At 72.4% G+C, this 22,228-nt stretch carries 22 protein-coding genes; 16 read left to right on the top strand and 6 right to left on the bottom strand.

The window, feature by feature from the left end; translation table 11 throughout:
• Nucleotides 1-46: 46 nt before the first annotated feature.
• Entirely contained in the window at nt 47-1,192 is a 1,146-nt protein-coding gene (locus ACZ3TI_RS08905) for an MBL fold metallo-hydrolase (protein ID WP_465724970.1), read from the bottom strand.
• Between the two features lie 319 nt (nt 1,193-1,511).
• Here ACZ3TI_RS08905 and fabG point away from each other — a divergent pair, with 319 nt between their 5' ends.
• Nucleotides 1,512-2,231, top strand: coding sequence for a 3-oxoacyl-[acyl-carrier-protein] reductase (gene fabG / locus ACZ3TI_RS08900; protein WP_392878259.1), 720 nt, complete (start codon nt 1,512-1,514; stop codon nt 2,229-2,231).
• 2 nt (nt 2,232-2,233) lie between these two features.
• On the top strand, nt 2,234-3,001 hold the full coding sequence (gene fabI / locus ACZ3TI_RS08895; RefSeq protein ID WP_465724968.1) for an enoyl-ACP reductase FabI: 768 nt from the start codon (nt 2,234-2,236) through the stop codon (nt 2,999-3,001).
• 105 nt (nt 3,002-3,106) lie between these two features.
• Here the strand turns inward: fabI and ACZ3TI_RS08890 are convergent, their stop codons facing one another.
• A complete protein-coding gene (locus tag ACZ3TI_RS08890) occupies nt 3,107-3,781 on the bottom strand; it encodes a FadR/GntR family transcriptional regulator (protein WP_465724966.1) in 675 nt (224 codons plus the stop codon).
• A 123-nt stretch (nt 3,782-3,904) separates the two neighbouring features.
• Between ACZ3TI_RS08890 and ACZ3TI_RS08885 the strand changes: the two genes are divergently transcribed.
• From ACZ3TI_RS08885 to ACZ3TI_RS08875, 3 genes are all read left to right on the top strand, one after another.
• Nucleotides 3,905-5,206: a CynX/NimT family MFS transporter gene (locus tag ACZ3TI_RS08885; RefSeq protein ID WP_465724964.1), complete on the top strand. Its 1,302-nt coding sequence runs from the start codon at nt 3,905-3,907 to the stop codon at nt 5,204-5,206.
• 67 nt (nt 5,207-5,273) lie between these two features.
• The gene (locus ACZ3TI_RS08880) at nt 5,274-5,396 is read left to right on the top strand and encodes an SGM_5486 family transporter-associated protein (protein WP_465724962.1); all 123 of its coding nucleotides are present in this window, start codon (nt 5,274-5,276) and stop codon (nt 5,394-5,396) included.
• Between the two features lie 166 nt (nt 5,397-5,562).
• Complete coding sequence (locus ACZ3TI_RS08875) at nt 5,563-6,090, top strand: SixA phosphatase family protein (RefSeq protein WP_465724960.1); 528 nt, start codon at nt 5,563-5,565, stop codon at nt 6,088-6,090.
• 94 nt (nt 6,091-6,184) lie between these two features.
• On the opposite strand, the gene serB is transcribed toward ACZ3TI_RS08875, so the two are convergent.
• Nucleotides 6,185-7,447, bottom strand: a complete 1,263-nt coding sequence (gene serB, locus ACZ3TI_RS08870) for a phosphoserine phosphatase SerB (protein WP_465724958.1) — start codon at nt 7,445-7,447, stop codon at nt 6,185-6,187.
• 222 nt (nt 7,448-7,669) lie between these two features.
• Between serB and ACZ3TI_RS08865 the strand changes: the two genes are divergently transcribed.
• From ACZ3TI_RS08865 to ACZ3TI_RS08855, 3 genes are all read left to right on the top strand, one after another.
• On the top strand, nt 7,670-10,255 hold the full coding sequence (locus ACZ3TI_RS08865; RefSeq protein ID WP_465724956.1) for an FHA domain-containing protein: 2,586 nt from the start codon (nt 7,670-7,672) through the stop codon (nt 10,253-10,255).
• A gap of 265 nt (nt 10,256-10,520) precedes the next feature.
• Nucleotides 10,521-11,618: a GAF domain-containing sensor histidine kinase gene (locus ACZ3TI_RS08860; protein WP_465725461.1), complete on the top strand. Its 1,098-nt coding sequence runs from the start codon at nt 10,521-10,523 to the stop codon at nt 11,616-11,618.
• Nucleotides 11,611-12,279 (top strand): response regulator, encoded by a 669-nt coding sequence (locus ACZ3TI_RS08855; RefSeq protein WP_465724954.1) that lies wholly within the window; start codon nt 11,611-11,613, stop codon nt 12,277-12,279. The genes ACZ3TI_RS08860 and ACZ3TI_RS08855 overlap by 8 nt, the downstream gene beginning before the upstream one ends.
• 67 nt (nt 12,280-12,346) lie before the next feature.
• On the opposite strand, the gene ACZ3TI_RS08850 is transcribed toward ACZ3TI_RS08855, so the two are convergent.
• Complete coding sequence (locus ACZ3TI_RS08850) at nt 12,347-13,150, bottom strand: hypothetical protein (protein ID WP_465724953.1); 804 nt, start codon at nt 13,148-13,150, stop codon at nt 12,347-12,349.
• Nucleotides 13,151-13,301: 151 nt separating this feature from the next.
• Here ACZ3TI_RS08850 and ACZ3TI_RS08845 point away from each other — a divergent pair, with 151 nt between their 5' ends.
• The 7 genes from ACZ3TI_RS08845 (at nt 13,302) to ACZ3TI_RS08815 (ending at nt 19,620) form a co-directional block, all read left to right on the top strand.
• Entirely contained in the window at nt 13,302-14,093 is a 792-nt protein-coding gene (locus ACZ3TI_RS08845; RefSeq protein WP_218202525.1) for an ABC transporter ATP-binding protein, read from the top strand.
• Between the two features lie 151 nt (nt 14,094-14,244).
• A complete protein-coding gene (locus tag ACZ3TI_RS08840) occupies nt 14,245-14,667 on the top strand; it encodes an NfeD family protein (RefSeq protein ID WP_465724950.1) in 423 nt (140 codons plus the stop codon).
• A gap of 10 nt (nt 14,668-14,677) precedes the next feature.
• Nucleotides 14,678-15,730, top strand: coding sequence for an SPFH domain-containing protein (locus ACZ3TI_RS08835; RefSeq protein WP_465724948.1), 1,053 nt, complete (start codon nt 14,678-14,680; stop codon nt 15,728-15,730).
• Between the two features lie 275 nt (nt 15,731-16,005).
• On the top strand, nt 16,006-16,764 hold the full coding sequence (locus tag ACZ3TI_RS08830; RefSeq protein WP_465724946.1) for a sulfite exporter TauE/SafE family protein: 759 nt from the start codon (nt 16,006-16,008) through the stop codon (nt 16,762-16,764).
• Between the two features lie 91 nt (nt 16,765-16,855).
• Nucleotides 16,856-17,035: a DUF1272 domain-containing protein gene (locus tag ACZ3TI_RS08825; RefSeq protein ID WP_465724945.1), complete on the top strand. Its 180-nt coding sequence runs from the start codon at nt 16,856-16,858 to the stop codon at nt 17,033-17,035.
• A gap of 49 nt (nt 17,036-17,084) precedes the next feature.
• Nucleotides 17,085-17,390, top strand: coding sequence for a 4a-hydroxytetrahydrobiopterin dehydratase (locus ACZ3TI_RS08820; RefSeq protein ID WP_465724943.1), 306 nt, complete (start codon nt 17,085-17,087; stop codon nt 17,388-17,390).
• A 118-nt stretch (nt 17,391-17,508) separates the two neighbouring features.
• Nucleotides 17,509-19,620 carry a PQQ-binding-like beta-propeller repeat protein gene (locus ACZ3TI_RS08815; RefSeq protein ID WP_465724941.1) on the top strand — a complete coding sequence of 704 codons (2,112 nt, stop codon included), beginning with the start codon at nt 17,509-17,511 and terminating at the stop codon, nt 19,618-19,620.
• A gap of 76 nt (nt 19,621-19,696) precedes the next feature.
• Here ACZ3TI_RS08815 and ACZ3TI_RS08810 read toward each other — a convergent pair whose 3' ends face one another.
• Complete coding sequence (locus tag ACZ3TI_RS08810; RefSeq protein WP_465724939.1) at nt 19,697-20,227, bottom strand: HNH endonuclease; 531 nt, start codon at nt 20,225-20,227, stop codon at nt 19,697-19,699.
• 292 nt (nt 20,228-20,519) lie between these two features.
• Here ACZ3TI_RS08810 and tyrS point away from each other — a divergent pair, with 292 nt between their 5' ends.
• Nucleotides 20,520-21,788: a tyrosine--tRNA ligase gene (tyrS, locus tag ACZ3TI_RS08805; RefSeq protein ID WP_465725459.1), complete on the top strand. Its 1,269-nt coding sequence runs from the start codon at nt 20,520-20,522 to the stop codon at nt 21,786-21,788.
• A 181-nt stretch (nt 21,789-21,969) separates the two neighbouring features.
• Here tyrS and ACZ3TI_RS08800 read toward each other — a convergent pair.
• Nucleotides 21,970-22,228, bottom strand: a 259-nt coding sequence (locus ACZ3TI_RS08800) for a hypothetical protein (RefSeq protein WP_465724937.1), incomplete at its 5' end; no start/stop codon positions are given.

Here is a 22,228-nt window from a genome sequence, read left to right as displayed (position 1 = left end):
GGTTTCTCTCGGTACGACCGTAGGATCGATCCCCGGTTCGGGGCCGTCAGCCGACGGACTCCCACCAGCCGTCGAGCTCCGGCGGGTTGTCCACGTCCACCCGCTCGCCGGGCCGCGGCACCGCCAGCGGGACGGCGTGCTCCTTGGCCTCCTTCAACAGCCGTTCGATCGGCTCCGCCCACGGGTGCAGGCCCAGGTTGAAGGTGCACCAGTGGACGGGCACCAACAGGCCGGCCGTCAGGTCCCGGTGGGCGAGGACGGCGTCCTCGGGGGTCATGTGGATGTCCGCCCAGGCCGCGTCGTAGGCGCCGATCTGGACCAGCGCGGCGTCGAACGGGCCGTGCTGCTCGCCGATCCGGGCGTAGCCCTCGAAGTAGCCGGAGTCGCCGGTGTAGAAGACCTTGCGGTTCGGGCCGGCGATCACCCAGGAGCCCCAGAGGGTGGTGTTGCGGGTCAGACCGCGGCCGGAGAAGTGGTGCGCGGCGGTGAGGGTGAGCACCAGCTCGCCCAGGTTGCAGGTCTCGTCCCAGTCCAGCTCGATGATCCGGTGCTCAGGGACGCCCCAGCGGCGCAGGTGGGCGCCGATACCGAGCGGCACCGCGAAGGGCGCGGACTGGCTGCGCACCAGTCGCTTGACCGTGGCCATGTCCAGGTGGTCGTAGTGGTCGTGCGAGATCAGCACCGCGTCGACCGGCGGCAGCTCCTCCAGCTCGACCGGCACCGGGTGCAGCCGCTTGGGGCCGATGTGTGCGGAGGGGGAGCAGCGGTCGCTCCAGATCGGGTCGAGCAGCACCCGGAAGCCCTCGATCTCCACCAGCGCGGAGGCGTGCCCGTACCAGGTGATCTCCACGCCCTCGGCCGCCGGACCGGGCGGGGTGGCGGGGCGGACGGTCGGCACCGGGTGGGCGGGGACGCGGCCCTCGCGCTCGAAGAGCATCCGGCGGGCGGTGGCGCGGTCGAAGCCGGGCGCCCCGGCGGTGCGGGCGAGTATGGACGGCGCGTTGTGGAAGACGCCGTCGCGGTACTGCGGGGAGTTGCGCACCCGCTCCTCGCGCTCGCCGTCCGGGCGCCGCCCGAACGCCGCCGGCAGGTCGCGCAGCGACCAGACGGTCGCGCCCAGGCCGGCCGCCAGGGCGGTGAGGGCCAGCAGTCGTCCGCGTCGGGGGGTGTCCCCGGGCCGTGCCTTGGTCATCCGCTGCTCTGCCTTCGTCGCTCGCCGGGATGGGTCGGGTGAACGGTACGACAGGTCCCGGGCCGACCCGTACCCACGGGGGGCAACGGGCGCACCGGTTCGTGTTGTTCCCGTACAGTCGCCCCGACCCGGGCAGTGCCCGGGCCTGGGCGGTCTCGCCGGGCCGGGCCGCTGCGGCGGGCGTGGATTGTCGGATTGCGACAGTTCCTCCGGTGCGGCGCTGTGGGAGCCCGATGCGCCGCCACCGTCGACCGCCCGATAGCGTCACACTGCGTACGCAATCCGACGTACGCGCTCACACACGGAGAGAGGTGGATCGTTGAGCCGCTCGGTTCTCGTCACCGGAGGAAACCGGGGCATCGGCCTCGCGATCGCCCAGGCCTTCGCCGAGGCGGGCGACAAGGTGGCCATCACCAGCCGCTCGGGCGAGGTGCCCGAGGCGCTGGCCAAGTACGACGTCCTCGCGGTCCGCTGCGACATCACGGACGCCGCGCAGGTCGACGCCGCCTTCACCGAGATCGAGCAGAAGCACGGCGCGGTCGAGGTGCTGGTCGCCAACGCGGGCATCACCAACGACACCCTGCTGCTGCGCATGTCGGAGGAGGACTTCACCTCCGTCGTGGACACCAACCTGACCGGCACCTTCCGGGTGGTCAAGCGCGCCTCCAAGCTGATGATGCGCGCCAAGAAGGGCCGCGTCGTGCTGATCTCGTCCGTGGTGGGCCTGTCCGGCTCGCCGGGCCAGGCGAACTACGCCGCCTCCAAGGCCGGCCTGGTGGGCTTCGCCCGGTCGCTGGCGCGCGAGCTCGGCCCGCGCAACATCACCGTCAACGTGGTCGCCCCCGGCTTCGTCGACACCGACATGACCGCCGTGCTCAGCGACGAGCGCCGCGCGGAGATCGTCTCGGGCGTGCCGCTGGGCCGCTACGCGGCGCCCGCCGAGGTCGCGTCCACCGTGCGGTTCCTCGGGTCGGACGAGGCCGCGTACATCACCGGAGCCGTCATTCCCGTCGACGGCGGATTGGGCATGGGTCACTGATCATGAGTGGAATCCTCGAGGGCAAGCGGATCCTGATCACCGGCGTGCTGATGGAGTCCTCCATCGCCTTCCACACCGCCAGGCTCGCGCAGGAGCAGGGCGCGGAGATCATCCTCACCGCCTTCCCGCGCCCGAGCCTGACCGAGCGGATCGCCAAGAAGCTGCCGAAGCCGGTCAAGGTCCTGTCGCTGGACGTCTCCAACCCGGAGGACCTGGCGGGCATCGCGGACCAGGTCCGCGAGCACCTGCCGACCCTGGACGGCATCGTCCACTCGATCGGCTTCGCCCCGCAGGACGCGCTGGGCGGCAACTTCCTGGACACCCCGTGGGAGTCCGTGGCCACCGCCATGCACGTCTCCGCGTACTCGCTGAAGTCGCTGACCACGGCGCTGCTGCCGCTGATGCAGGACGGCGGCTCGGTGGTCGGCCTGACCTTCGACGCCCAGTTCGCCTGGCCGCAGTACGACTGGATGGGCCCGGCCAAGGCCGCCCTGGAGTCGACCAACCGCTACCTGGCGCGCTACCTGGGCCCGCGGGACATCCGCTGCAACCTGGTCTCGGCCGGCCCGATCGGCTCGATGGCCGCCAAGTCCATCCCGGGCTTCGGCGACCTGGCCGACACCTGGAATCACCGCTCCCCGCTGAAGTGGGACCTGAGCGACCCGGAGCCGGCCGGCCGCGGCGTCGTCGCGCTGCTGTCGGACTGGTTCCCGAAGACCACCGGCGAGATCATCCACGTCGACGGCGGTCTGCACGCCATCGGCGCCTGACGCTCCGCCCGTAACGCCGCTGCCCGGCACCCCTCCCGTGGGGGTGCCGGGCAGCGGCGTTTCCGTCCGGCCGTACGCCCGGGCCGTACGCCCGGGCCCGTACGCTCACCCCTCGGCCGTCCCGCAGGCGCCGATGGCGCGGCCGGCCTCGACCGAGGCGCGTTGGGCGTCCCCGGCCCGGATGGCGTCCACGATGGTGTCGTGGCCGATGTAGCGCTCGGCGATCAGCTCAGGTCCGACGTCGTGGCGCAGGTGTTCGCGGGTGACCTCGCCGAGGTCGGCGTAGACGGCGAGCAGCACGTCGTTGTGGGCGGCGGCCACCACGGCCTGGTGGAAGGCGGCGTCGGCCTGGACGAAGTCCTCGGCGTCACCGGAGCGCCAGGCGTCGTCCCGGCGGGCGAGCGCGCCGTCCAGCAGCTCCAGGTCGCGCTCGGTGCGGCGCCGGGCGGCCAGGCCGGCCGCCGAGGTCTCCAATGCCGCCCGTAGCTCGGCGACCTGCGCCTGCTCGGCGTCGGCGAAGCGGCGGTGCATCACCCCGGCCAGCTCGCTGGTGGCCAGCACGTACGTGCCGGAGCCCTGGCGGATGTCGAGCAGCCCGTTGTGGGCGAGGGCGCGGACGGCCTCGCGGACGGTGTTGCGGGCGACGCCCAGCTGCTCGACCAGGGCCGCCTCGGTGGGGATGCGCGAGCCCACCGGCCACTCCCCGGACGTGATCTGGGCGCGCAGCTGGGCGATCACCTGGTCGGACAGCGGGGTGCGCCTCGGTGAGGACAGCGCCACGGGGACTCCTTGCGACTACGGCTCGGGGCGGCCTGGGTGGAATGTGGCCGGTGGATGAACGGTCGGCACATCATGCCAATTCCAGGGTGCATCAATTCATCCCATCATTCTATGATGGCCCACATGCCCGCAGCAGAGACCACCGCTTCCCCCGCTTCCGCGCGGAACCAGGCCGGGCCGCAGACCGAGCGGCCCGCCGACTCCGCCCCCTCCTCCGCCAAGTACCTCGGCTGGCTGTTCGCCGTCGCGATCGCCGCCGCCGCCTTCAACCTGCGCCCCGTCGTCACCAGCCTCGGGCCGCTGCTCGACCAGGTCCGCGCCGGCCTCGGGATGAACCCGACCCTCGCCGGGCTGCTCACCGCCGTCCCGTCGCTGTGCTTCGGGCTGTTCGGCTTCGCCGCACCCGCGATGGCCCGGCGGATCGGCCCGATCGCGGTGATCACGGCCGGCATGGGCGCCATCACCGCGGGCGTGCTGGCCCGCTCCTTCGCCGGCGGCACCGCGGTGTTCCTGCTGCTGACCGCGCTCGCCCTGGCCGGTGTCGCGGTCTCCAACGTGCTGATCCCGGTGGTCATCAAGCGCTACTTCCCGCAGCAGGTCGGTCCGATGATCGGCCTGTACTCGATGGCGCTGTCCGCCGGCACCTCGCTGGCCGCCGCCGTCACCGTGCCGCTGACCGGCTCCCTCGGCGGCGACTGGCGCTACGGCCTGGGCGTCTGGGCCGCGCTCGGCGCGCTCGCCCTGCTGCTCTGGCTGCCGGTGCTGATCGCCAAGCGCGAGCGCGGCGAGCGGGCGGGCGGCGCCGCAGCCCCGGCCAGGCTGCCGATCACCCGCAGCCGTACCGCCTGGGCGATGGCCTGCTTCTTCGGCCTCCAGGCCACCGGCGCGTACGTGGTGATGGGCTGGCTGCCGAAGATCTTCCAGGACGCCGGCGTCGACAAGGGCACTTCCGGGGTGCTGCTCGCGGTCACCATGGTGATCGGCGTGCCGGTCTCCTTCGTGCTGCCCAACCTCGCCGCCCGCCGCGGCGACCAGCGGCTGTTCGTCGTCGTGCTGGCCTCCTGCGGCATCGCCGGCTACGCCGGGCTGGCGCTCGCCCCGGGCGGCGCACCCTGGGTCTGGTCGATCCTGGTGGGCCTGTCCAACTGCGCCTTCCCGCTGGTGCTGACGATGATCGGGCTGCGCGCCCGGACGGCGGGCGGGGTGGCGCAGCTGTCGGCCTTCGCCCAGGGCGTGGGCTACCTGATCTCGATTCCCGGCCCGATCCTGATCGGGCGGATCTACCAGGTCACCGGCGAGTGGTACTGGCCGCTGGGCTTCCTGGCGCTGCTGCTGGTGCCGCAGATGCTGTTCGGGCTGCGGGCGGCGATGGCCCGGCACATCGAGGACGAGGTGCTGCGTCCGGCGGAGTCGGTCAAGGCCTGACCAAGGCCGGACCAAGACGGCGGGCCCGACCGGGGGCGGGCGTGTTCGGGATGGGAGAATCCCGGACATGCCCGTTCTCGACCCCAATCCGACCGACGGCCGCAAGCAGCTCGGCCGTATCGCCCTGGCCTTCGCCGGCATCGCGGTGCTGGTGGCGGTGATCGCCACCATCGCCACCTCGATGGGCTGACGGCCGTCCGACCGAAGCCCGCGCGGCGTCCGACCTGGTCCAGCCGACGGCCGACCGCCGTTCGCAGCCCCGGTGAACGGTGCGTGACGGCACCCGACACCCCTGGGGGTGGCGGCAGCCGGGAGCGCCGCGCCCCGGGGCCGCTTTTCTGCCAAGCTTGCTGGGTATGAGCGCCGACACGCCCCGCAGGATCATCGTTCTCCGCCACGCCAAGGCCGACTGGCCGAACGGCGTGGACGACCACGAGCGGCCACTGGCCGACCGGGGCCGCCACCAGGCCCCGGACGCCGGCCGCTGGCTGGTCGATTCCGGCATCGCCCCCGACTACGTGCTCTGCTCCACGGCCCTGCGCACCCGCGAGACCTGGAAGCTGGCGGTGCACGAGCTGCCCAAGCGGCCCCGCAAGACCGTGTACGAGGACCGGATCTACGAGGCCAGCCCCGGCGAGATCATCGCGGTCCTCCAGGAGACCCCGGAGGAGTACGCGGACGTCGTGCTGGTCGGCCACAATCCCGGCGTGCTGGGCCTGACCCAGGTGCTGGCCGGGGACGCGGGCGACCCGGACGCGCTGGAGCGGCTGCGGGTCGGCGGCTTCCCGACGGCGGCGATCGCGGTGCTCAGCTTCAGCGGCTCGTGGAAGGGCGTCGAGCCGGGCGTGGCCGAGCTGGTCTCGTACCACACGCCGCAGGACTGACCACGGAACGTACGTGAGGGGCGCGCGGATTCGGTCCGCGCGCCCTCGACTGCATCCGCAGGCCCTGTTCGGCGGGCCCGGATCGGGTCGGCTGCTACTCGTCCTCGGTGGGGGTGCCGTGCAGCGCGTCGGCCGCCTCGACCTCCTCGCGGGTGATGCCCAGCAGGTACAGCACGGTGTCCAGGAACGGCACGTTCACCGCGGTGTCGGCCGCCTCGCGCACCACCGGCTTGGCGTTGAACGCCACTCCCAGCCCGGCGGCGTTCAGCATGTCCAGGTCGTTGGCGCCGTCGCCGATCGCCACCGTCTGCTCCAGCGGCACCTTCGCCTGCTCGGCGAAGCGGGCCAGCCAGCGGGCCTTGCCGGCCCGGTCCACGATCTCGCCGACCACCCGGCCGGTGAACTTCCCGTCCACCACCTCCAGGGTGTTGGCCGCCGCGAAGTCCAGCCCCAGCTGCTCCACCAGGTGGTCGGTGACCTGGGTGAACCCGCCGGACACCACCGCGACCTGGAAGCCGAGGCGCTGCAGGGTGCGGATCAGGGTGCGCGCGCCCGGCGTGAAGCGGACCTCCGCGCGGACCTTCTCGGTCACCGAGGCGTCCAGCCCCGCCAGCAGCGCCACCCGGGCCCGCAGCGACTCGGCGAAGTCCAGCTCGCCGCGCATCGCCGCCGCCGTCACCTCGGCGACCTGCTGCTCGCAGCCCGCGTGGGCGGCGAACAGCTCGATCACCTCGTCCTGGATGAGCGTGGAGTCGACGTCCATGACCACCAGGCGCTTGGCCCGGCGCTCCAGCCCGGCCGCCACCACCGCGACGTCCACCCGCTGGGTGGCCGCCTCCTGGGCCAGCTCGGCCCGCAGCTCCTCGGTCGCCACACCGGAGACGGCCAGCTCGACCGCCGTCACCGGGTACTTGGCGAGCCGGAAGACACGGTCGATGTTGCCGCCCGCCGCGGTGATCCGGGAGGTCAGCGCGGAGACGGCGGCGGCGGTCAGCGGGTGGCCGAGCACCGTGACGTGCGAACGGCCCTCGCGGCGCGGCCGGTTGTCGCCGATGCCGGAGAGGATCTCGGCCTGCAGCTTCTGCTCGTCCGCCCAGCGGTGGACGGTGGCCCGCAGCCCGCCCTCGGCGCCGGGCGCGGACGGCGGGGTGACCAGGGCGCACAGCGTGATGCGGCCACGGGTCACGACCTGCTCGATGTCGATGACGTCGACGCCGAAGCCGGCCAGCGTCGCGAAGAGGCCGGCGGTGATGCCGGGGCGGTCCTTGCCGAACACCTTGACGAGCAGGGTGCGCTCGTCCGTGGTCCGGGGCTGGGCGGCGGGGAGGGGCTCAGCGGCCAGGGGCGATGCGTTCATGGTGCCTCCCACGCTACCCGTCGCCCGGTGGCCCGGGGGCACCCGTCCCACCTCGCGGGACACCGGGTGCCCGTGTTCCGGTAGCAGGCTGGTCACAGTCACCCGGGGTGACTTTCATCGGCGGTCGGCGGGCTGGAATGATTCCCCCCGTCAGTCGCAGAACAGGGCACCCCCGGCCGGGGGCCACAATTCGGGGGACCGAGAGAGCGGGGCAGGCGAGAAGTGCCGCAACTCGTCATTGAGATCAACGGACAGCAGCGGACTCTGGAGCCCGGGCGGTCCTACACCATCGGGCGCAATCCGCAGTCGGACTTCCCGTTCGACGACGCCAGGGTCTCCTGGCACCACGGGACCATGTCCTTCAACGGCAGCGGTTGGCAGCTGGACGACCACGGCAGCACCAACGGCACGTACGTGGCCGGCGCCCGCACCATGCAGGCCCAGCTGTTCCCCGGAGCCGTCGTCAACCTGGGCAACCCGGAGAACGGCCCCCGGCTCGGCTTCTCCGCGCCGGCGCACGCCGCCGCCCCGCAGGCCACCCCGATCCACGAGGCCGCCACCAGCCGCGGCCCGGTGCCGCAGCCCCAGCAGCCGGGCTGGCAGCAGCAGGACCCGTTCCAGCAGCCGCAGCAGCAGGGCTGGGCGGGTCAGCCGCAGGGTCAGCAGCCGTTCCCGCAGCAGCAGTACGCGCCGCAGCCCCAGCAGGGCGGCTTCCCGCAGCAGCAGGGCTTCCCGCAGGACCAGGGCTTCCCGCAGCCGCCGCAGCACGGCGGTGGCGGCGGCCCGCAGCCGACGATGATCCGCAACCTGACGTCGGGCATGAACACCGTCCGGATCGGTCGCGCGCTCGACAACGACATCGTGGTGTCCGACCTCCAGGTCTCCCGCCACCACGCCGAGCTGCGCCAGCTGCCGGACGGCCGCTACGAGATCGTCGACCTCGGCAGCCACAACGGCATCTTCCTCAACGGCCAGCGGGTCCAGCGTCAGCTGATGGGACCGCAGGACCGGCTGACCGTCGGCCACTCCAGCTTCGTGCTGGTCGGCGACCAGCTGCAGGAGTTCGTCGACACCGGCGCCGTCTCCTTCTCCGCCCGCCACCTGACCGTCGAGGTCGAGCACAAGGGCGCCAAGAAGATCCTGCTCAACGACGTCAGCTTCGGCGTCCCGGAGAAGTCCTTGGTCGCGGTCATCGGCCCGTCCGGCTCCGGCAAGTCCACCCTGCTGCGCGCCCTCACCGGCTACCGCCCCGCCGACCGCGGCGAGGTGCTGTACGACGGGCGCAACCTCTACAAGCAGTTCGCCGAACTCCGCTCGCGCATCGGCCTGGTGCCGCAGTCCGAGATCCTGCACCGCGAGCTCACCGTCCGAAAGGGCCTCAAGTACGCGGCCCGGCTGCGCTTCCCCGGCGACACCGAGGCCCGCGAGCGCGACGCCCGGATCGACGAGGTGCTGTACGAGCTGCGCCTGGACAAGCGCGCCGACAACAAGATCACCGCGCTCTCCGGCGGCCAGCAGAAGCGCGTCTCGGTCGCCCTGGAGCTGCTCACCAAGCCGTCGCTGATCTTCCTGGACGAGCCCACCTCGGGCCTCGACCCGGGCATGGACCGCGAGGTCATGCAGATGCTGCGCGGCCTCGCCGACGACGGCCGCACCATCCTGGTCGTCACCCACTCGGTGGCCGAACTCGCGCTCTGCGACCGGCTGCTGGTGATGGCGCCGGGCGGCTCGGTGGCCTACTTCGGCCCGCCGGACGAGGCGCTGCACTTCTTCGGGTACGAGACCTGGGCGGACGTCTTCCAGGCCTTCGAGAACTACCCGGACCACGACTGGGCCGGCCGTTACCGCGGCTCGGTGCACTACCAGCAGTACTCCGCCCCCACCGCGGAGGCGGGCGAGGTCCAGCACGTGCAGGTGGCCCAGGACGCCGTCCGGCCGCCGAAGCCGCAGAGCTGGGGCTCCCAGCTGTGGACGCTGATGCGGCGCTACATGTCCGTGCTCGCCTCGGACCGCGGCTTCCTCGCCCTGTCGGTGCTGCTGCCCGCGGTCATCGGCGCGGTCAGCGTGCTGATCCCCAACGAACCGGGGCTGGCACCCAACCCGAAGACGCAGCTCCACCTCAACAGCGGCGCCGCGACGATCATGCTGATCCTGGCGATCGGCGCCTGCTTCTCCGGAGCGGCCAACTCGGTCCGAGAACTGATCAAGGAACGGGCGATCTACGAGCGAGAACGAGCCACCGGGCTCTCCCGCTCGGCGTACATGATGTCCAAGATCATCGTGCTGGGCTTCTTCAGCGTGATCCAGGGCGCCATCATCTCCGCCGTCGGCTTCCTGCCGCGCAAGCTGCCCGAGCACGGCCTGATCGTCAAGAACCTGCCGATCATCGAGATGACCATCGGCATGATCCTGCTGAGCTTCGCCGCGATGATGTTCGGCCTGATGATCTCCGCGCTCGTGAAGACCGCCGAGAAGACCATGCCGCTGCTGGTCATGTTCGCCATCGTCCAGGTCGTCTTCACCGGCTGCCTCTTCCAGATCTTCAGCAAGCCCGGCCTGGAGCAGGCCGCCTGGCTGATGCCCGCCCGCTGGGGCACCGGCATCGTCTCCACCACGCTGGACCTGTCCACGCTGATGGGCCCCTGGAACAAGGACTTCCAGCACCCGAACTACGACCCGCTGTGGAAGCACTCGGTGGCCCAGTGGGCGATCGACGCGGGCGTGCTGGTCGTGATCTCGGTCCTCATCGGCATCCTCGTCACCCGGCTCCAGCGCCGGCACGAGCCCGAGGTCATGCAGAAGGGCTGACAGCCGGCTGATCCCGAAGGGCGGCTCTCCCCACCAGGGGAGGGCCGCCCTTCGGCGTTTCCGGCCCGGGGCAGCTGGGCCCCTCGGCCTAGGTCCCCGGACCCGCGGCCGTAGCGGCCGGAGGCGGACGCGAGGGCCCGGGCCGCGGCGGTAGTTTGGCGGTATGTCGAGCATCACCCGAGACCACCCGGCCCACCAGGGCCCGTTGCCCGCCTGCGACCCCTGCCTGTCCGGGATCGAGGCCGTCAGCCAGGCCCTGCTCGCCATGAGCCGGCACCTGGAGGTCCGCGAGGTGCTGCGCCGCATCACCGCCTCCGCCCGGGAGCTGCTCGGCGCCGAGTACGCGGCCCTGGGCGTGCCCGACGACCACGGCGGCTTCGCCCAGTTCGTGGTCGACGGCGTCACCGACGAGCAGTGGCGGGCGATCGGTCCGCTGCCCCGCCAGCACGGCGTGCTCGCCGCGATGCTGCACGAGACCGGCCCCACCCGCCTCGCCGACGTCCGCAAGGCGCCCGCCTTCGAGGGCTGGCCCTCCGCCCACCCCGAGATGGACGCCTTCCTCGGCATGCCGATCCTGGACACCGACGCGGCCGAGGACGAGCCGCAGGTGATGGGCGTCGTCTTCCTCGCCAACAAGCGCGGCGGCGGCCTGTTCACCGATCACGACGAGGAGTTGCTGCGGATCCTCGCCGCGCACGCCGCCCTCGCCCTGTCCAACGCCCGGCTGTACGAGCGCAGCCGCGAGCTCACCCTGGCCGGCGAGCGCGCCCGGATCGCCCACGACCTGCACGACGCCGTCTCGCAGAAGCTCTTCTCGCTGCGTCTCACCGCCAAGGCCGCCGCCAAGCTCGTCGACCGCGACCCGGCCCGGGCCCGCGCAGAGCTCGCCGAGGTCGCCCGGCTCGCCGCCGAGGCCGCCGACGAACTGCGCGCCGTCGTCGTGGAGCTGCGCCCCGCCGCGCTGGAGGAGGACGGGCTGAGCGCCACCCTCGCCTCCCAGGTGCAGGTCCTCGACCGCGCGCACACCGCCGACGTCGCCTTCGCCGCCGACGGCGTCCGCGCCCTGCCGCCCGCCCAGGAGGCCGCGCTGCTGCGCGTCGCCCAGGAGGCGCTGCACAACGCGCTGCGGCACTCCGGCGCCGGCCGGGTCACCGTCACGCTGGCCGGGACGCCCGCGCGCGGCGCGGTGCTGCGGGTGCGCGACGACGGGCGCGGCTTCGACCCCGTATCCGTCCGCCGGGCCGGCCGCCACCTCGGCCTGGCCTCGATGCGCGACCGCGCGGCCGCCGTCGGCGGCACGCTCACCCTGGAGTCGGCCCCCGGCCGGGGGACGCTCGTCGAGATGGAGGTCCCCGGTGCCTGAGAGCACACCGTCGATCCGCGTCCTGCTGGTCGACGACCACCAGGTGGTCCGGCGAGGACTGCGCACCTTCCTGGAGGTCCAGGACGACATCGAGGTGGTCGGGGAGGCCGCCGACGGTGCCGAGGGCGTCGAGCGGGCCCGTGAACTCGACCCCGACGTCGTCCTGATGGACCTCAAGATGCCCGGCGTCGACGGGATCGAGGCGCTGCGCACGCTCAAGGGCGAGGGCAGCCGAGCCCGGATCCTGATCGTCACCAGCTTCACCGAACACCGCACGATGGTCCCCGCGCTGAGGGCCGGCGCCGCCGGGTACGTCTACAAGGACGTGGACCCGGAGGCCCTGGCCGGAGCGATCCGCTCGGTGCACGCCGGCCACGTGCTGCTCCAGCCGGAGCTGGCCGAGGCCCTGCTGTCCGACGACGGCCCGCGCGCGCCGCAGGGCCGCGGCGGCACCCTCACCGAGCGCGAGCGCGAGGTGCTCGGCCACATCGCCGACGGCCGCTCCAACCGGGAGATCGCGCGCAGCCTGCACCTGTCGGAGAAGACGGTGAAGACCCACGTCTCCAACATCCTGATGAAGCTGGACCTCGCGGACCGCACCCAGGCCGCGCTCTGGGCCGTCCGCAACGGCGAGGCCCGGGAGGGCGCCGTCGGCGGCTGACCGACGCGGGCGGGGGTCGGATTCCGGCCGACTGCCGGGGCCGCCCCCGCGAGCCGTCAGCGAGCGGTCAGCGGGCCTCGCGCTCGTCCACGATGGCGTTGTAGGCGGCGACCTGGGCCCGGCGGGCGGTGCGCCACAGCGGGGCCAGGACGGACTGCCGGGCGGCCATCTCGGAGGCGCTGACGGCCGCGCCGTGCCCGCCGGAGGCGATCGACAGCAGGGCGGACACCTGGCGGGCCGACTCCAGCACCCGGACGGCGGGCGGCGGGTAGCCGGGCGCGAGCAGCTCGGCGTGCCCGCGCCGGCGGTACGCCTCCAGGGCGCGCATCGCCTCCGGTCCGGCGCCGGCCACGTCGAGCCGGGTGAGCAGCACCGTCGCCTCGCGCAGCCCGTCCGCGAGCTCGCGCTCGGCCTCGTGCAGCGAGGGCACGTCCGCCGGCGGTCTGTCGTCCACCTCGAAGCAGCGCCACAGCACGGTCGCCGAGCGGTCCCCGGCCGGGCCGTACACCTCGACCTCCGGCACCAGCCCGAGCGGGACACCCACGGCCAGGACCGCCTCGCCCGCGGCCATCGCGCGCTCGTTGAACGGCGGCGGGCCGGTCAGCCCCAGCGGGTGCCCGGCGGAGGGCAGCGCGAGGCGCAGGCCCTTCACCCCCAGCACCCGCAACCGCCCCAGCGCCCAGGTCAGCCCGTGCTGCTCGCCCGGCTCGTCCCCGGGCAGCCCGGTCACCCGGTGGCTCTCGTCGGCGCCCAGCACGGCCTCGGCGGCGTTGTCGGGCGGCACCAGGCCCGCCAGCAGGGCGTTGCCCCAGGCGGCCAGCCGCCCCGAACGGGGCTCTTCGTACGGATTGTCGGCAGGAGTCGCGAGCATCCGGCCAGCCTACGGAATCGGCGGTTATCCGCGTGGCGTAGGTTTGCCCATGCGTGTGCGGCGCACCCACCCCGTGCCCACCGGCTGCCGGGGTAGGCGCGCCGCCCGCACCGACGGCCGAGAATCTTGTTTTTTTGGGGAAGGCGTAGGCATGAGCGACGTGCTGGAGCTGGTGGACGTATCCGTGGTCCGGGAGGGGCGCGCGCTGGTCGACCAGGTCTCGTGGTCCATCTCCGAGGGTGAGCGCTGGGTCATCCTGGGCCCGAACGGCGCCGGAAAGACCACCCTGCTGCAGATCGCCTCCTCGTACCTGTTCCCGACCTCGGGCAAGGTCAGCGTGCTGGGCGAGAAGCTGGGCGAGATCGACGTCTTCGAGCTGCGCTCCCGGATCGGCCTGGCCGGCGCCGCCATGTTCGACAAGCTGCCGGCCGAGCAGACCGTGCTGCAGACCGTGCTCACCGCCGCGTACGGCATGACGGTCAGCTGGCAGGAGACCTACGAGCAGTCGGACGAGTCCCGCGCCCTCGCGCTGCTCGACCGCCTCGGCATGGCCGGCCTCACCGACCGCAAGTTCGGCACCCTGTCCGAGGGCGAGCGCAAGCGCACCCTGATCGCCCGCGCCCTGATGACCGACCCCGAGCTGCTGCTGCTCGACGAGCCCGCGGCCGGCCTGGACCTCGGCGGCCGCGAGGACCTGGTCCGCCGGCTCGGCGCGCTCGCCCAGGACGAGTTCGCCCCGGCCATGGCGATGGTCACCCACCACGTCGAGGAGATCGCCCCGGGCTTCACCCACGTCCTGATGATCCGTCAGGGCAAGGTGCTCACGGCCGGCCCGATCGACACCGAGCTGACCGCCCGCAACCTCTCCAAGTGCTTCGGCCTGCCGCTCACCCTGGAGCGCCACGGCGACCGCTGGTCGGCCCAGGGCCTGCCGCTGGGCTGACGCACCGTCCACCACTCCTCGGCCCGTCCTCTGCCCTCCTCCGCCCGTCCTCCGGAAGGCCGTCGGAACCGGTCGCACGTGCGACCGGTTTCCGCCCCTCGACCTGCGGGAACTGTCCGCCTCGAAGGCCTTCGCTCCCTAGGATGGACGTGTGGACAGCTGGATCTGGTGGCTCCTGGCCGCCGCAGGGCTCGGCATACCGCTGGTAATCACCGCGATGCCGGAGTTCGCCATGTTCGCGGTCGGAGCGCTGGCCGCCGCGGGCGTGGCCGGGCTGGGCGGGGGAGTGGTCCTGCAGACGGTGACCTTCCTCGTGGTCTCGGTCGCGCTGGTGGCCTTCGTGCGCCCCATCGCCTACCGGCAGCTGCAGAAGGGCCCGCAGGTCAAGATGGGCATCGAGGCGCTGCAGGGCGCCACCGCGGTCGTCGCGGAAACCGTCGACGGGGAGGGCGGACGGATCAAGCTGAACGGCGAGATCTGGTCGGCCCGCGCGCTCCACCCGGAGCAGGTGTACCAGCCCGGGCAGCAGGTCGACGTCGTCGAAATCCAGGGCGCGACCGCCCTGGTCGTCTAGGGGAGAGTCCGTGGAACCCGTCCTTATCGTCCTGGTCGTCCTGGTCGTGGTGGCCTTCATCGCGCTGATCAAGACGATCCAGGTCATCCCACAGGCCAGCGCGGCGATCGTGGAGCGCTTCGGCCGCTACACCCGGACGCTCAACGCAGGGCTGAACATCGTCGTCCCGTTCATCGACCGGGTCCGCAACCGGATCGACCTGCGCGAGCAGGTCGTGCCGTTCCCGCCGCAGCCGGTGATCACCCAGGACAACCTGGTCGTCAACATCGACACCGTCATCTACTACCAGGTGACCGACCCCCGGGCCGCCACCTACGAGGTCGCCAGCTACATCCAGGCCATCGAGCAGCTGACCGTCACCACCCTGCGCAACATCATCGGCTCGATGGACCTCGAGTCCACCCTGACCTCCCGCGAGGTCATCAACGCCGGCCTGCGCGGCGTCCTGGACGAGGCCACCGGCAAGTGGGGCATCCGGGTCAACCGCGTCGAGCTGAAGGCGATCGAGCCGCCGACCTCCATCCAGGACTCGATGGAGAAGCAGATGCGCGCCGACCGCGACAAGCGCGCCGCGATCCTCACCGCCGAGGGCCAGCGCCAGGCGCAGATCCTCAAGGCCGAGGGTGAGAAGCAGGCGGACGTGCTCAGGGCCGAGGGCGAGGCGCAGGCCGCGGTGCTGCGCGCCGACGGTGAGGCGGCCGCGATCCGCACGGTCTTCGAGGCCATCCACGACGGCGACGCCGACCAGAAGCTGCTCGCCTACCAGTACCTGCAGACCCTGCCCGAGCTGGCCAAGGGCGACTCCAACAAGCTCTGGATCATCCCCAGCGAGGTCGGCGACGCGCTCAAGGGCCTCGGCGGCGCCTTCACCGGCCTGACCGGCAACGGCGGCGGGGTCAACGGCGGCGCGGTCGCGGCGCCCAGCGTCCCGCAGGCGCCCCCGGCGGCCACCCAGGTGCCGATCGACCCGGCCTCCGGGCCGCGGCCGGTGGACACCGACAAGGGCGCGGCCCGTCCCCGGGTGGAGCCGACCCGGGAGTACCCCAAGATCGACCCGGAGTGACCTGCCGGTTCCCGTGCTTCGCCGAGGGCCCGCCGCCGTACGCCTCCCGTACGGCGGCAGGCCCTCGGGGCTTCGAGGCTTCGGGGCTTCGAGGCTTCGGGGGTTCGGGGCTTCGGGGGTCGGGGCTTTCGCGGTGCGGCTTCCGGGGTGGTGGCCCCCCGGGGGTTCGGCTCCCCGAAGCTGTGGCGTACGTCCCGAATGGTGGGCGGGCCTGGTCCGGCGGGTGGGCGGTCCGGCATGATCCCCTCGGACAGGACCGAGAGGAGAAGTGACCCATGACGCTCTGGGAGGCGGTCGCCGTCCTGATGGCCGGGGTCGGCGCCGGGATGATCAATGTCATCGTCGGCTCCGGGACCCTGATCACCTTCCCGGTCCTGCTCGCCGTCGGCATCCCGCCGGTCACCGCCAACGTCTCCAACTCCTTCGGCCTGGTGCCCGGTTCGCTCAGCGGCGTGATCGGCTACCGCCGCGAACTGGCCGACCAGGGACGCCGGGTGCTGCGCCTGGGCACCGCCTCGCTGCTCGGCGGGCTGGTCGGCGCGCTGCTGCTGATCAAGCTGCCGAGCGCGGCCTTCGACGCGATCGTCCCGGTGCTGATCCTGCTCGCGCTCGTCCTGGTGGTCATCCAGCCCCGGGTGGCCAAGGCCGTCGCCGCCCGCCGCCGGCCCGGCGGCGACCCGGACGGCGGCCCGGTGCTGCTGGTCGGGGTCTTCCTCACCGGCATCTACGGCGGTTACTTCGGCGCCGCGCAGGGCGTCCTGCTGATGGCGCTGATGGGCATGCTGCTGCAGGAGGAGCTGCAGCGGATCAACGCGGTGAAGAACGCCCTGGCGATGATCGTCAACGCCGTCGCCGCGCTGTTCTTCCTGTTCACCTCGACCGTGAACTGGACGGCGGCCGGGCTGATCGCGGTGGGCTCGCTGGTCGGCGGCCTGGTCGGCGCCAAGGTCGGCCGCCGCCTGCCGCCGACCGTGCTGCGCGGGGTGATCGTGGTGGTCGGCCTCGTGGCCGTCACCAAGTTGCTGCTGGCCTGAGCGGAGTCGCTGCCGAGCCGAACGACCGTCAGATCGTCAGATCGTCGGACCGTAAGAGAGCAAAAGAGTAAGAGAGTCGGAGGAATACGCCATGGCCCTGGAGATGCGCGAGACCTGCGAGCGCTGCGCGGTGTCGCTGACCGCCGACGGCCCCGCCTCGATATGTTCCTACGAGTGCACCTTCTGCCCGGACTGCACCGAGGCCATGGCCGGTGGCTGCCCCAACTGCGGCGGCGAGCTGGTGGCCCGTCCGCGCCGGAAGGCCGCCTGACCCCGACGACCCGGGTACTCCGGACCGACGACGCACCAGGAGCGCAGCGATGAGCAACAGGGCACGGCTGAGCGAGGACGAGATCACGGCGGCCCTGTCGGAGCTGCCGCAGTGGTCCCGGGAGGGCGACAGCATCGTCCGCAGCGCCGACGCCCCGGACTTCCCGGCGGCGATCCGGGTGGTCGTCGCCGTCGCCGAGCAGGCCGAGGCGCTCGACCACCACCCCGACATCGACATCCGCTGGCGCACGCTGCGCTTCGTCCTGTCCACCCACAGCGCCGGCGGCCTCACCGGCCTGGACTTGGCGATGGCCGCCCGCATCGACGAGGCCCTGCGCGACGAGTCCGCGACCTGAGGCGGGATCGGGACGCGGGCGGGAGCGCACCCCGAGGGCCCGGGTTGTCCCCCTGGACGGGCGTGAGATGCTGACTGCCGCATCGGCAGGCAGGCGCGGCTCGGGAGGGACGGAACGGATGGCGCAGGAGCCCTTCGGAGACGCCCACGCCGGGCAGCAGCAGCCGTGGCACCCCCAGGGCCGGCCGGACTGGCAGGGCGGCGGGTACTACGGGCAGCACGAGCAGCCGCAGGAACAGGCGCACTGGCAGCAGCAGACGGGCTACGGCTCGGCCGGCTACGGGCAGCAGGCGCAGTACGACCAGCCGCAGTACGACCAGGCGCAGTACGACCAGGCGGGCTACGGGCAGAGCGGTCACGGGCAGTCCGGATACGACCAGGGCGGCTACGGGCAGTCCGGGTTCGGGCAGACCGCGTACGTCGAGGGCGGTTACGTCGACGGCGGTTACGTCCAGGGGCAGGGCCAGGGGCACGGGCAGTACGGAGGCCAGGAGCAGTACCAGCCGGTCCCGGAATACGCCCAGTACCCGCAGTACCCGCAGCCGTCCGACTACGCGCAGCAGCAGTACACGCCGTACGCCGCTCCGCAGCCGTCCGCCGAGGAGGCGCTGTACGTCCCGGCGGGGGCGGAGTACTCGGCGGACGGCTACGTACACCTGGAGGAGGCCGAGCCGGAGCCCGCACCCCTCCCGGAGAAGGCCTCGGAGGTACCCCCGGAGTCGGCGGCCGGGCCCGCTGGGCGCTCCCGGGCCGCTGCCCGCCGGGGCGGTGGCGGATCCGGGTCCGGGTCCGGTTCCGGTCAGGCGGCCGGTTCGGCGTCCGGCTCCTCTGCGTCCGGCTCCTCTGCGTCCGGCACGTCTGCGTCCGGCTCGTCGTTCTCGGCGAAGGCCCGGAAGGCCGCCGATGCGGTGCTGACCGGGGAGCACGTGCCCAGCCGCAAGGTCCTGCTGGTGCAGGCCGGCGCCGGGGTCGCCGCGCTGGGCGTGCTGGTGGCGGCCGGGCTGATGGTCGGTGCCGAGGGCGGCGGCAGCGCGGTGGCGAGCAGCGGTGGCGAGCCCGGGTTCACCGTGGCACACACCCGGGCGTGGTCCGCGCAGCCCGCCGCGGCCGGGCAGCCCGCGGGCGACGACACGCTGGTGGGCAGCTGGCTGCTGGCGGACGCGGTGGTCCGCGCCGACGGCTCCGGGGTGCACGCCTACGACCGCGCGAGCGGCAAGCCGACCTGGTCGGTGGAGCCGCCGGCCGTCGGGGGCGTCCCGTGCGGGCTGTCGGCGGGCGTGAACCAGGCGGGCCTGGGCGCGGTGCTGTTCCGTCCGCAGGCCGATCCGAAGAGCGCCTGTGCGCTGGTGACCGTCGTGGACACCAAGACGGGCAAGACGGCCTGGACCAAGACCCTCTCGGACGCCAAGGGCACCTACTCCGCGCGGGTCGGCGTCACCGAGGACAAGGTGGTCGCGATCGGCGACGACCGTGCGGTGGCCTGGGAGTCGGCCGAGGGCAAGGACGTCTGGCAGTACACCGGGCAGGGCAAGTTCTGCACCCTCTCCGGCGGTGTCAGCGGAAAGACCGTGCTGGTGGCCTCCTCCTGCGCCGACTCGACGCCCGCCGACCAGGCGGTCGCGCTGAACGTCGCGGACGGCAAGGTCAGTTGGTGGCGGGGCCTGAACAACCAGCCGAAGACGGTGACCGTGCTGTCCGCCGAGCCGGCCGTGGTCCTGACCACCGGGGACAAGCCGGAGAACGACCGGGTGTTCGCCTGGGGCACCGCCGGAGACCCGGCCGCCGAGATCCCGGTGGTCAGCGAAGGCGGCCGACTGGACGTCGCCCACGGCACGTTCGCGGCCGCCCCCGAGGTGTTCTTCGAGGGCCGCACGATGGTCACCACCCTGACCCCGCCGAACGGCGGCGGGCCGACCGCCGCCGTCGGCTACGACCTGGACACCGGCAAGCAGCGCTGGAAGGTCCCCACCGCCGCCAAGGGCACCGTCAGGGCGGTCGGCATCGACGGCGGCTCGCTGGTGCTCGCGGCCGACGAACGCCGCGACCAGCCCGCCCACCTCACCCGGTTCCCGCTGGCGGGCGGCCAGGAGGCGACCGGCGGCAACTTCCCGCTGGGGACCGGCTCGCTGCTGGTCTCCGGGCGGGTGCTGATCGGCGGCGGGCAGGTGGTCGTGGTCCCCGAACACTCGGCCAACTACGGCACGGCGGCCGGGTACCAGGCGAAAGACTGAGAGAGCCTTCCGTACACGGCGGGGGCGGGTACGCGGCAGGGCGGCTACGCGGCCCGGGGGCCACGCCGCCCGGTGGCTACGCCGCCGGTACCGGCAGACCCTGGACGGGCGGCAGCCACTGGGCGAGGTCCCGCGCCTCCGAGCCGCGCAGGCCCAGCGCCAGCATCAGGCTGGCCTGCGGGGTCGGCACGAACGGGCGACGCAGCAGTTTCATCCCGGCCTGCTCCGGCGTCCGGTCCGCCTTGCGCTGGTTGTCCTCCGCGCACGCGGCCACGGTATTCAGCCAACTGTCCGCACCGCCGCGCGACTTGGGCTGCAGGTGGTCCACCGTGGTGGCCCGCCGTCCGCAGTAGGCGCACAGGTGCTGGTCCCGGGCCAGGACACCCCGCCGCGTCCACGGCGCTTGTTGTCGGAACGGCACCCTTACGTACCGTTGCAGTCTGATCACCCTCGGGACCGGAACCGTGACGCCCGTCCCCCGGACCGAGCGCAGCGGATGCGCCTGCTCCACCACCGCCTTGTCCTGGAGCACCAGGACGACGGCGCGCTGGAGCGACACCGTCGTCAGGGGCTCGTAGCTCGCGTTCAGAACCAGCGTGTTGCGCACTCGGCACACCCTTCCCACGGGCGTGCCACGGCGGCACGACCGTCTCCACACACGTCACTGCCGCCGCACGGCGGTGACACCACTGTGAATGGGCACACAGCCGACGAACAACGGAATTTCCGGTGTCGCGGAGGGGCCCGCGGGAGGTGCGGCCGGTCCCGACGGGGTGCCTCGGGGCAAACTCGCTGGCCGGAACCGCGTAGGCTCTATCAGGCTGGAGCCGTACCGACCCGGGGCCCGACAGAATCGGGCCGTCACCCGGCGGGCGCCCGATAGAAGGAGAAGCGTGACCGTGACGGACATCGTCGACGAGCTGCGGTGGCGTGGGCTGATCGCCCTGTCCACCGACGAGGACGCACTGCGCAAGGCGTTCGCGGACGGCCCGGTCACGTTCTATTGCGGCTTCGACCCGACGGCCCCCAGCCTGCACCTCGGCAACCTGGTGCAGATCCTCACCATGCGCCGCATCCAGCAGGCGGGGAACTTCCCGCTCGGCCTGGTCGGCGGCGCCACGGGCCTGATCGGCGACCCGAAGCCCACCGCGGAGCGCGTGCTGAACGACCCCGAGACGGTGGCGGGCTGGGTCGAGCGCCTGCGCGGCCAGATCTCGCGCTTCCTCGACTTCGAGGGTCCGTACGCGGCACGCATGGTCAACAACCTGGACTGGACCTCCGGGATGTCGGCGATCAGCCTGCTGCGTGACGTGGGCAAGTACTTCCGGGTCAACAACATGATCGCCAAGGAGGCCGTCGCCCGACGGCTCAACTCCGACGCGGGCATCAGCTACACCGAGTTCAGCTACCAGATCCTCCAGGGCATGGACTTCCTGGAGCTGAACCGCCGCTACGGCTGCACCCTGGAGACCGGCGGCAGCGACCAGTGGGGCAACCTGACCGCCGGCACGGACCTGATCCGCAAGGCCGAGGGCAAGTCCGTCCACGCGCTGGCCACGCCGCTGATCGTCAAGGCCGACGGCACCAAGTTCGGCAAGACCGAGTCCGGCACGGTCTGGCTCGACCCCGAGCTGACCACCCCGTACGCCTTCTACCAGTTCTGGCTGAACGCGGACGACCGGGACGTCTCCAACTTCCTGCGGATCTTCAGCTTCCGCTCGAAGGAGGAGATCGAGGAGCTGGAGCGCGAGACCGCCGAGCGCCCCGCCGCTCGCCTCGCCCAGCGCGCCCTCGCCGAGGAGCTCACCACCCTCGTCCACGGCGCCGACCAGTACGAGCGCGCGGTCGCCGCGTCCAAGGCGCTGTTCGGCCAGGGTGACCTCGCCGACCTGGAGGCCCCGACCCTGGCCGCCGCCCTGGCCGAGGTCCCGAAGGCCGATGTGGCCGAACTCCAGCCGGTGGTCGACCTGTTGGTCGCCGTCGGCCTGGCGCCGAGCCGCTCGGCCGCCCGCCGGACGATCAAGGAGGGTGGTGCCTACCTCAACAACGTCAAGGTGACGGACGAGGAGGCGGTGCCCACCGAGGCCGACCTGCTGCACGGCCGCTGGCTGGTGCTGCGGCGCGGCAAGCGAAACCTCGCGGCGACGGAGCTGGTCTCGGCCGGCTGAACATGGTCAGCCGAGAGGCTTGGCTGAAAGTGCACCCGCTCTGAGCTGTGGCTTCGAGCACCGAGGGCCGGATCTGGACAGATCCGGCCCTCGACGTTTGACGATGCCGTCCGGGTGGCCTAGTGTTGAACGAGTCGCTGGAGCGGCCACCCCACTCAGCAAGACCAACCCCTCACTCCTCTCAGCCCATTCGATTGGGTTCGTTGGCGTTTTCGTCGACAGGGTGTGAGTGTGAATTTCGAGTTAACTCTCGGAATGCGCTAACGTGGTGGTTGTCGCAGAAAGCGAACCCGGCCAGTTCGGGAAATCGGATGAATGAAGTTCCGGAAAACGGAGCGGAAAACATCTGATAAGCTGGAAACACGAAAGAACGAAGCCCGGAGGGTCCGCTGGAAGGCGGTCCGAAGGAAGCGTCCGTTCCTTGAGAACTCAACAGCGTG

This window comes from Kitasatospora sp. NPDC023120 (assembly GCF_055560835.1).
The sequence above is the reverse complement of the archived record's forward strand: the minus strand, read 5'-3'. Positions and strand labels throughout refer to the sequence as shown.

Bases quoted from the DNA above. Each gene is read 5' to 3' on its own strand.
- ACZ3TI_RS08905 (WP_465724970.1), bottom strand. From the start codon at position 1,192: ATGACCAAGGCACGGCCCGGGGACACCCCCCGACGCGGACGACTGCTG.
- fabI (WP_465724968.1), top strand. From the start codon at position 2,234: ATGAGTGGAATCCTCGAGGGCAAGCGGATCCTGATCACCGGCGTGCTG.
- ACZ3TI_RS08885 (WP_465724964.1), top strand. From the start codon at position 3,905: ATGCCCGCAGCAGAGACCACCGCTTCCCCCGCTTCCGCGCGGAACCAG.
- ACZ3TI_RS08880 (WP_465724962.1), top strand. From the start codon at position 5,274: ATGCCCGTTCTCGACCCCAATCCGACCGACGGCCGCAAGCAGCTCGGC.
- ACZ3TI_RS08875 (WP_465724960.1), top strand. From the start codon at position 5,563: ATGAGCGCCGACACGCCCCGCAGGATCATCGTTCTCCGCCACGCCAAG.
- serB (WP_465724958.1), bottom strand. From the start codon at position 7,447: ATGAACGCATCGCCCCTGGCCGCTGAGCCCCTCCCCGCCGCCCAGCCC.
- ACZ3TI_RS08860 (WP_465725461.1), top strand. From the start codon at position 10,521: ATGAGCCGGCACCTGGAGGTCCGCGAGGTGCTGCGCCGCATCACCGCC.
- ACZ3TI_RS08850 (WP_465724953.1), bottom strand. From the start codon at position 13,150: ATGCTCGCGACTCCTGCCGACAATCCGTACGAAGAGCCCCGTTCGGGG.
- ACZ3TI_RS08845 (WP_218202525.1), top strand. From the start codon at position 13,302: ATGAGCGACGTGCTGGAGCTGGTGGACGTATCCGTGGTCCGGGAGGGG.
- ACZ3TI_RS08830 (WP_465724946.1), top strand. From the start codon at position 16,006: ATGACGCTCTGGGAGGCGGTCGCCGTCCTGATGGCCGGGGTCGGCGCC.
- ACZ3TI_RS08825 (WP_465724945.1), top strand. From the start codon at position 16,856: ATGGCCCTGGAGATGCGCGAGACCTGCGAGCGCTGCGCGGTGTCGCTG.
- ACZ3TI_RS08820 (WP_465724943.1), top strand. From the start codon at position 17,085: ATGAGCAACAGGGCACGGCTGAGCGAGGACGAGATCACGGCGGCCCTG.
- ACZ3TI_RS08815 (WP_465724941.1), top strand. From the start codon at position 17,509: ATGGCGCAGGAGCCCTTCGGAGACGCCCACGCCGGGCAGCAGCAGCCG.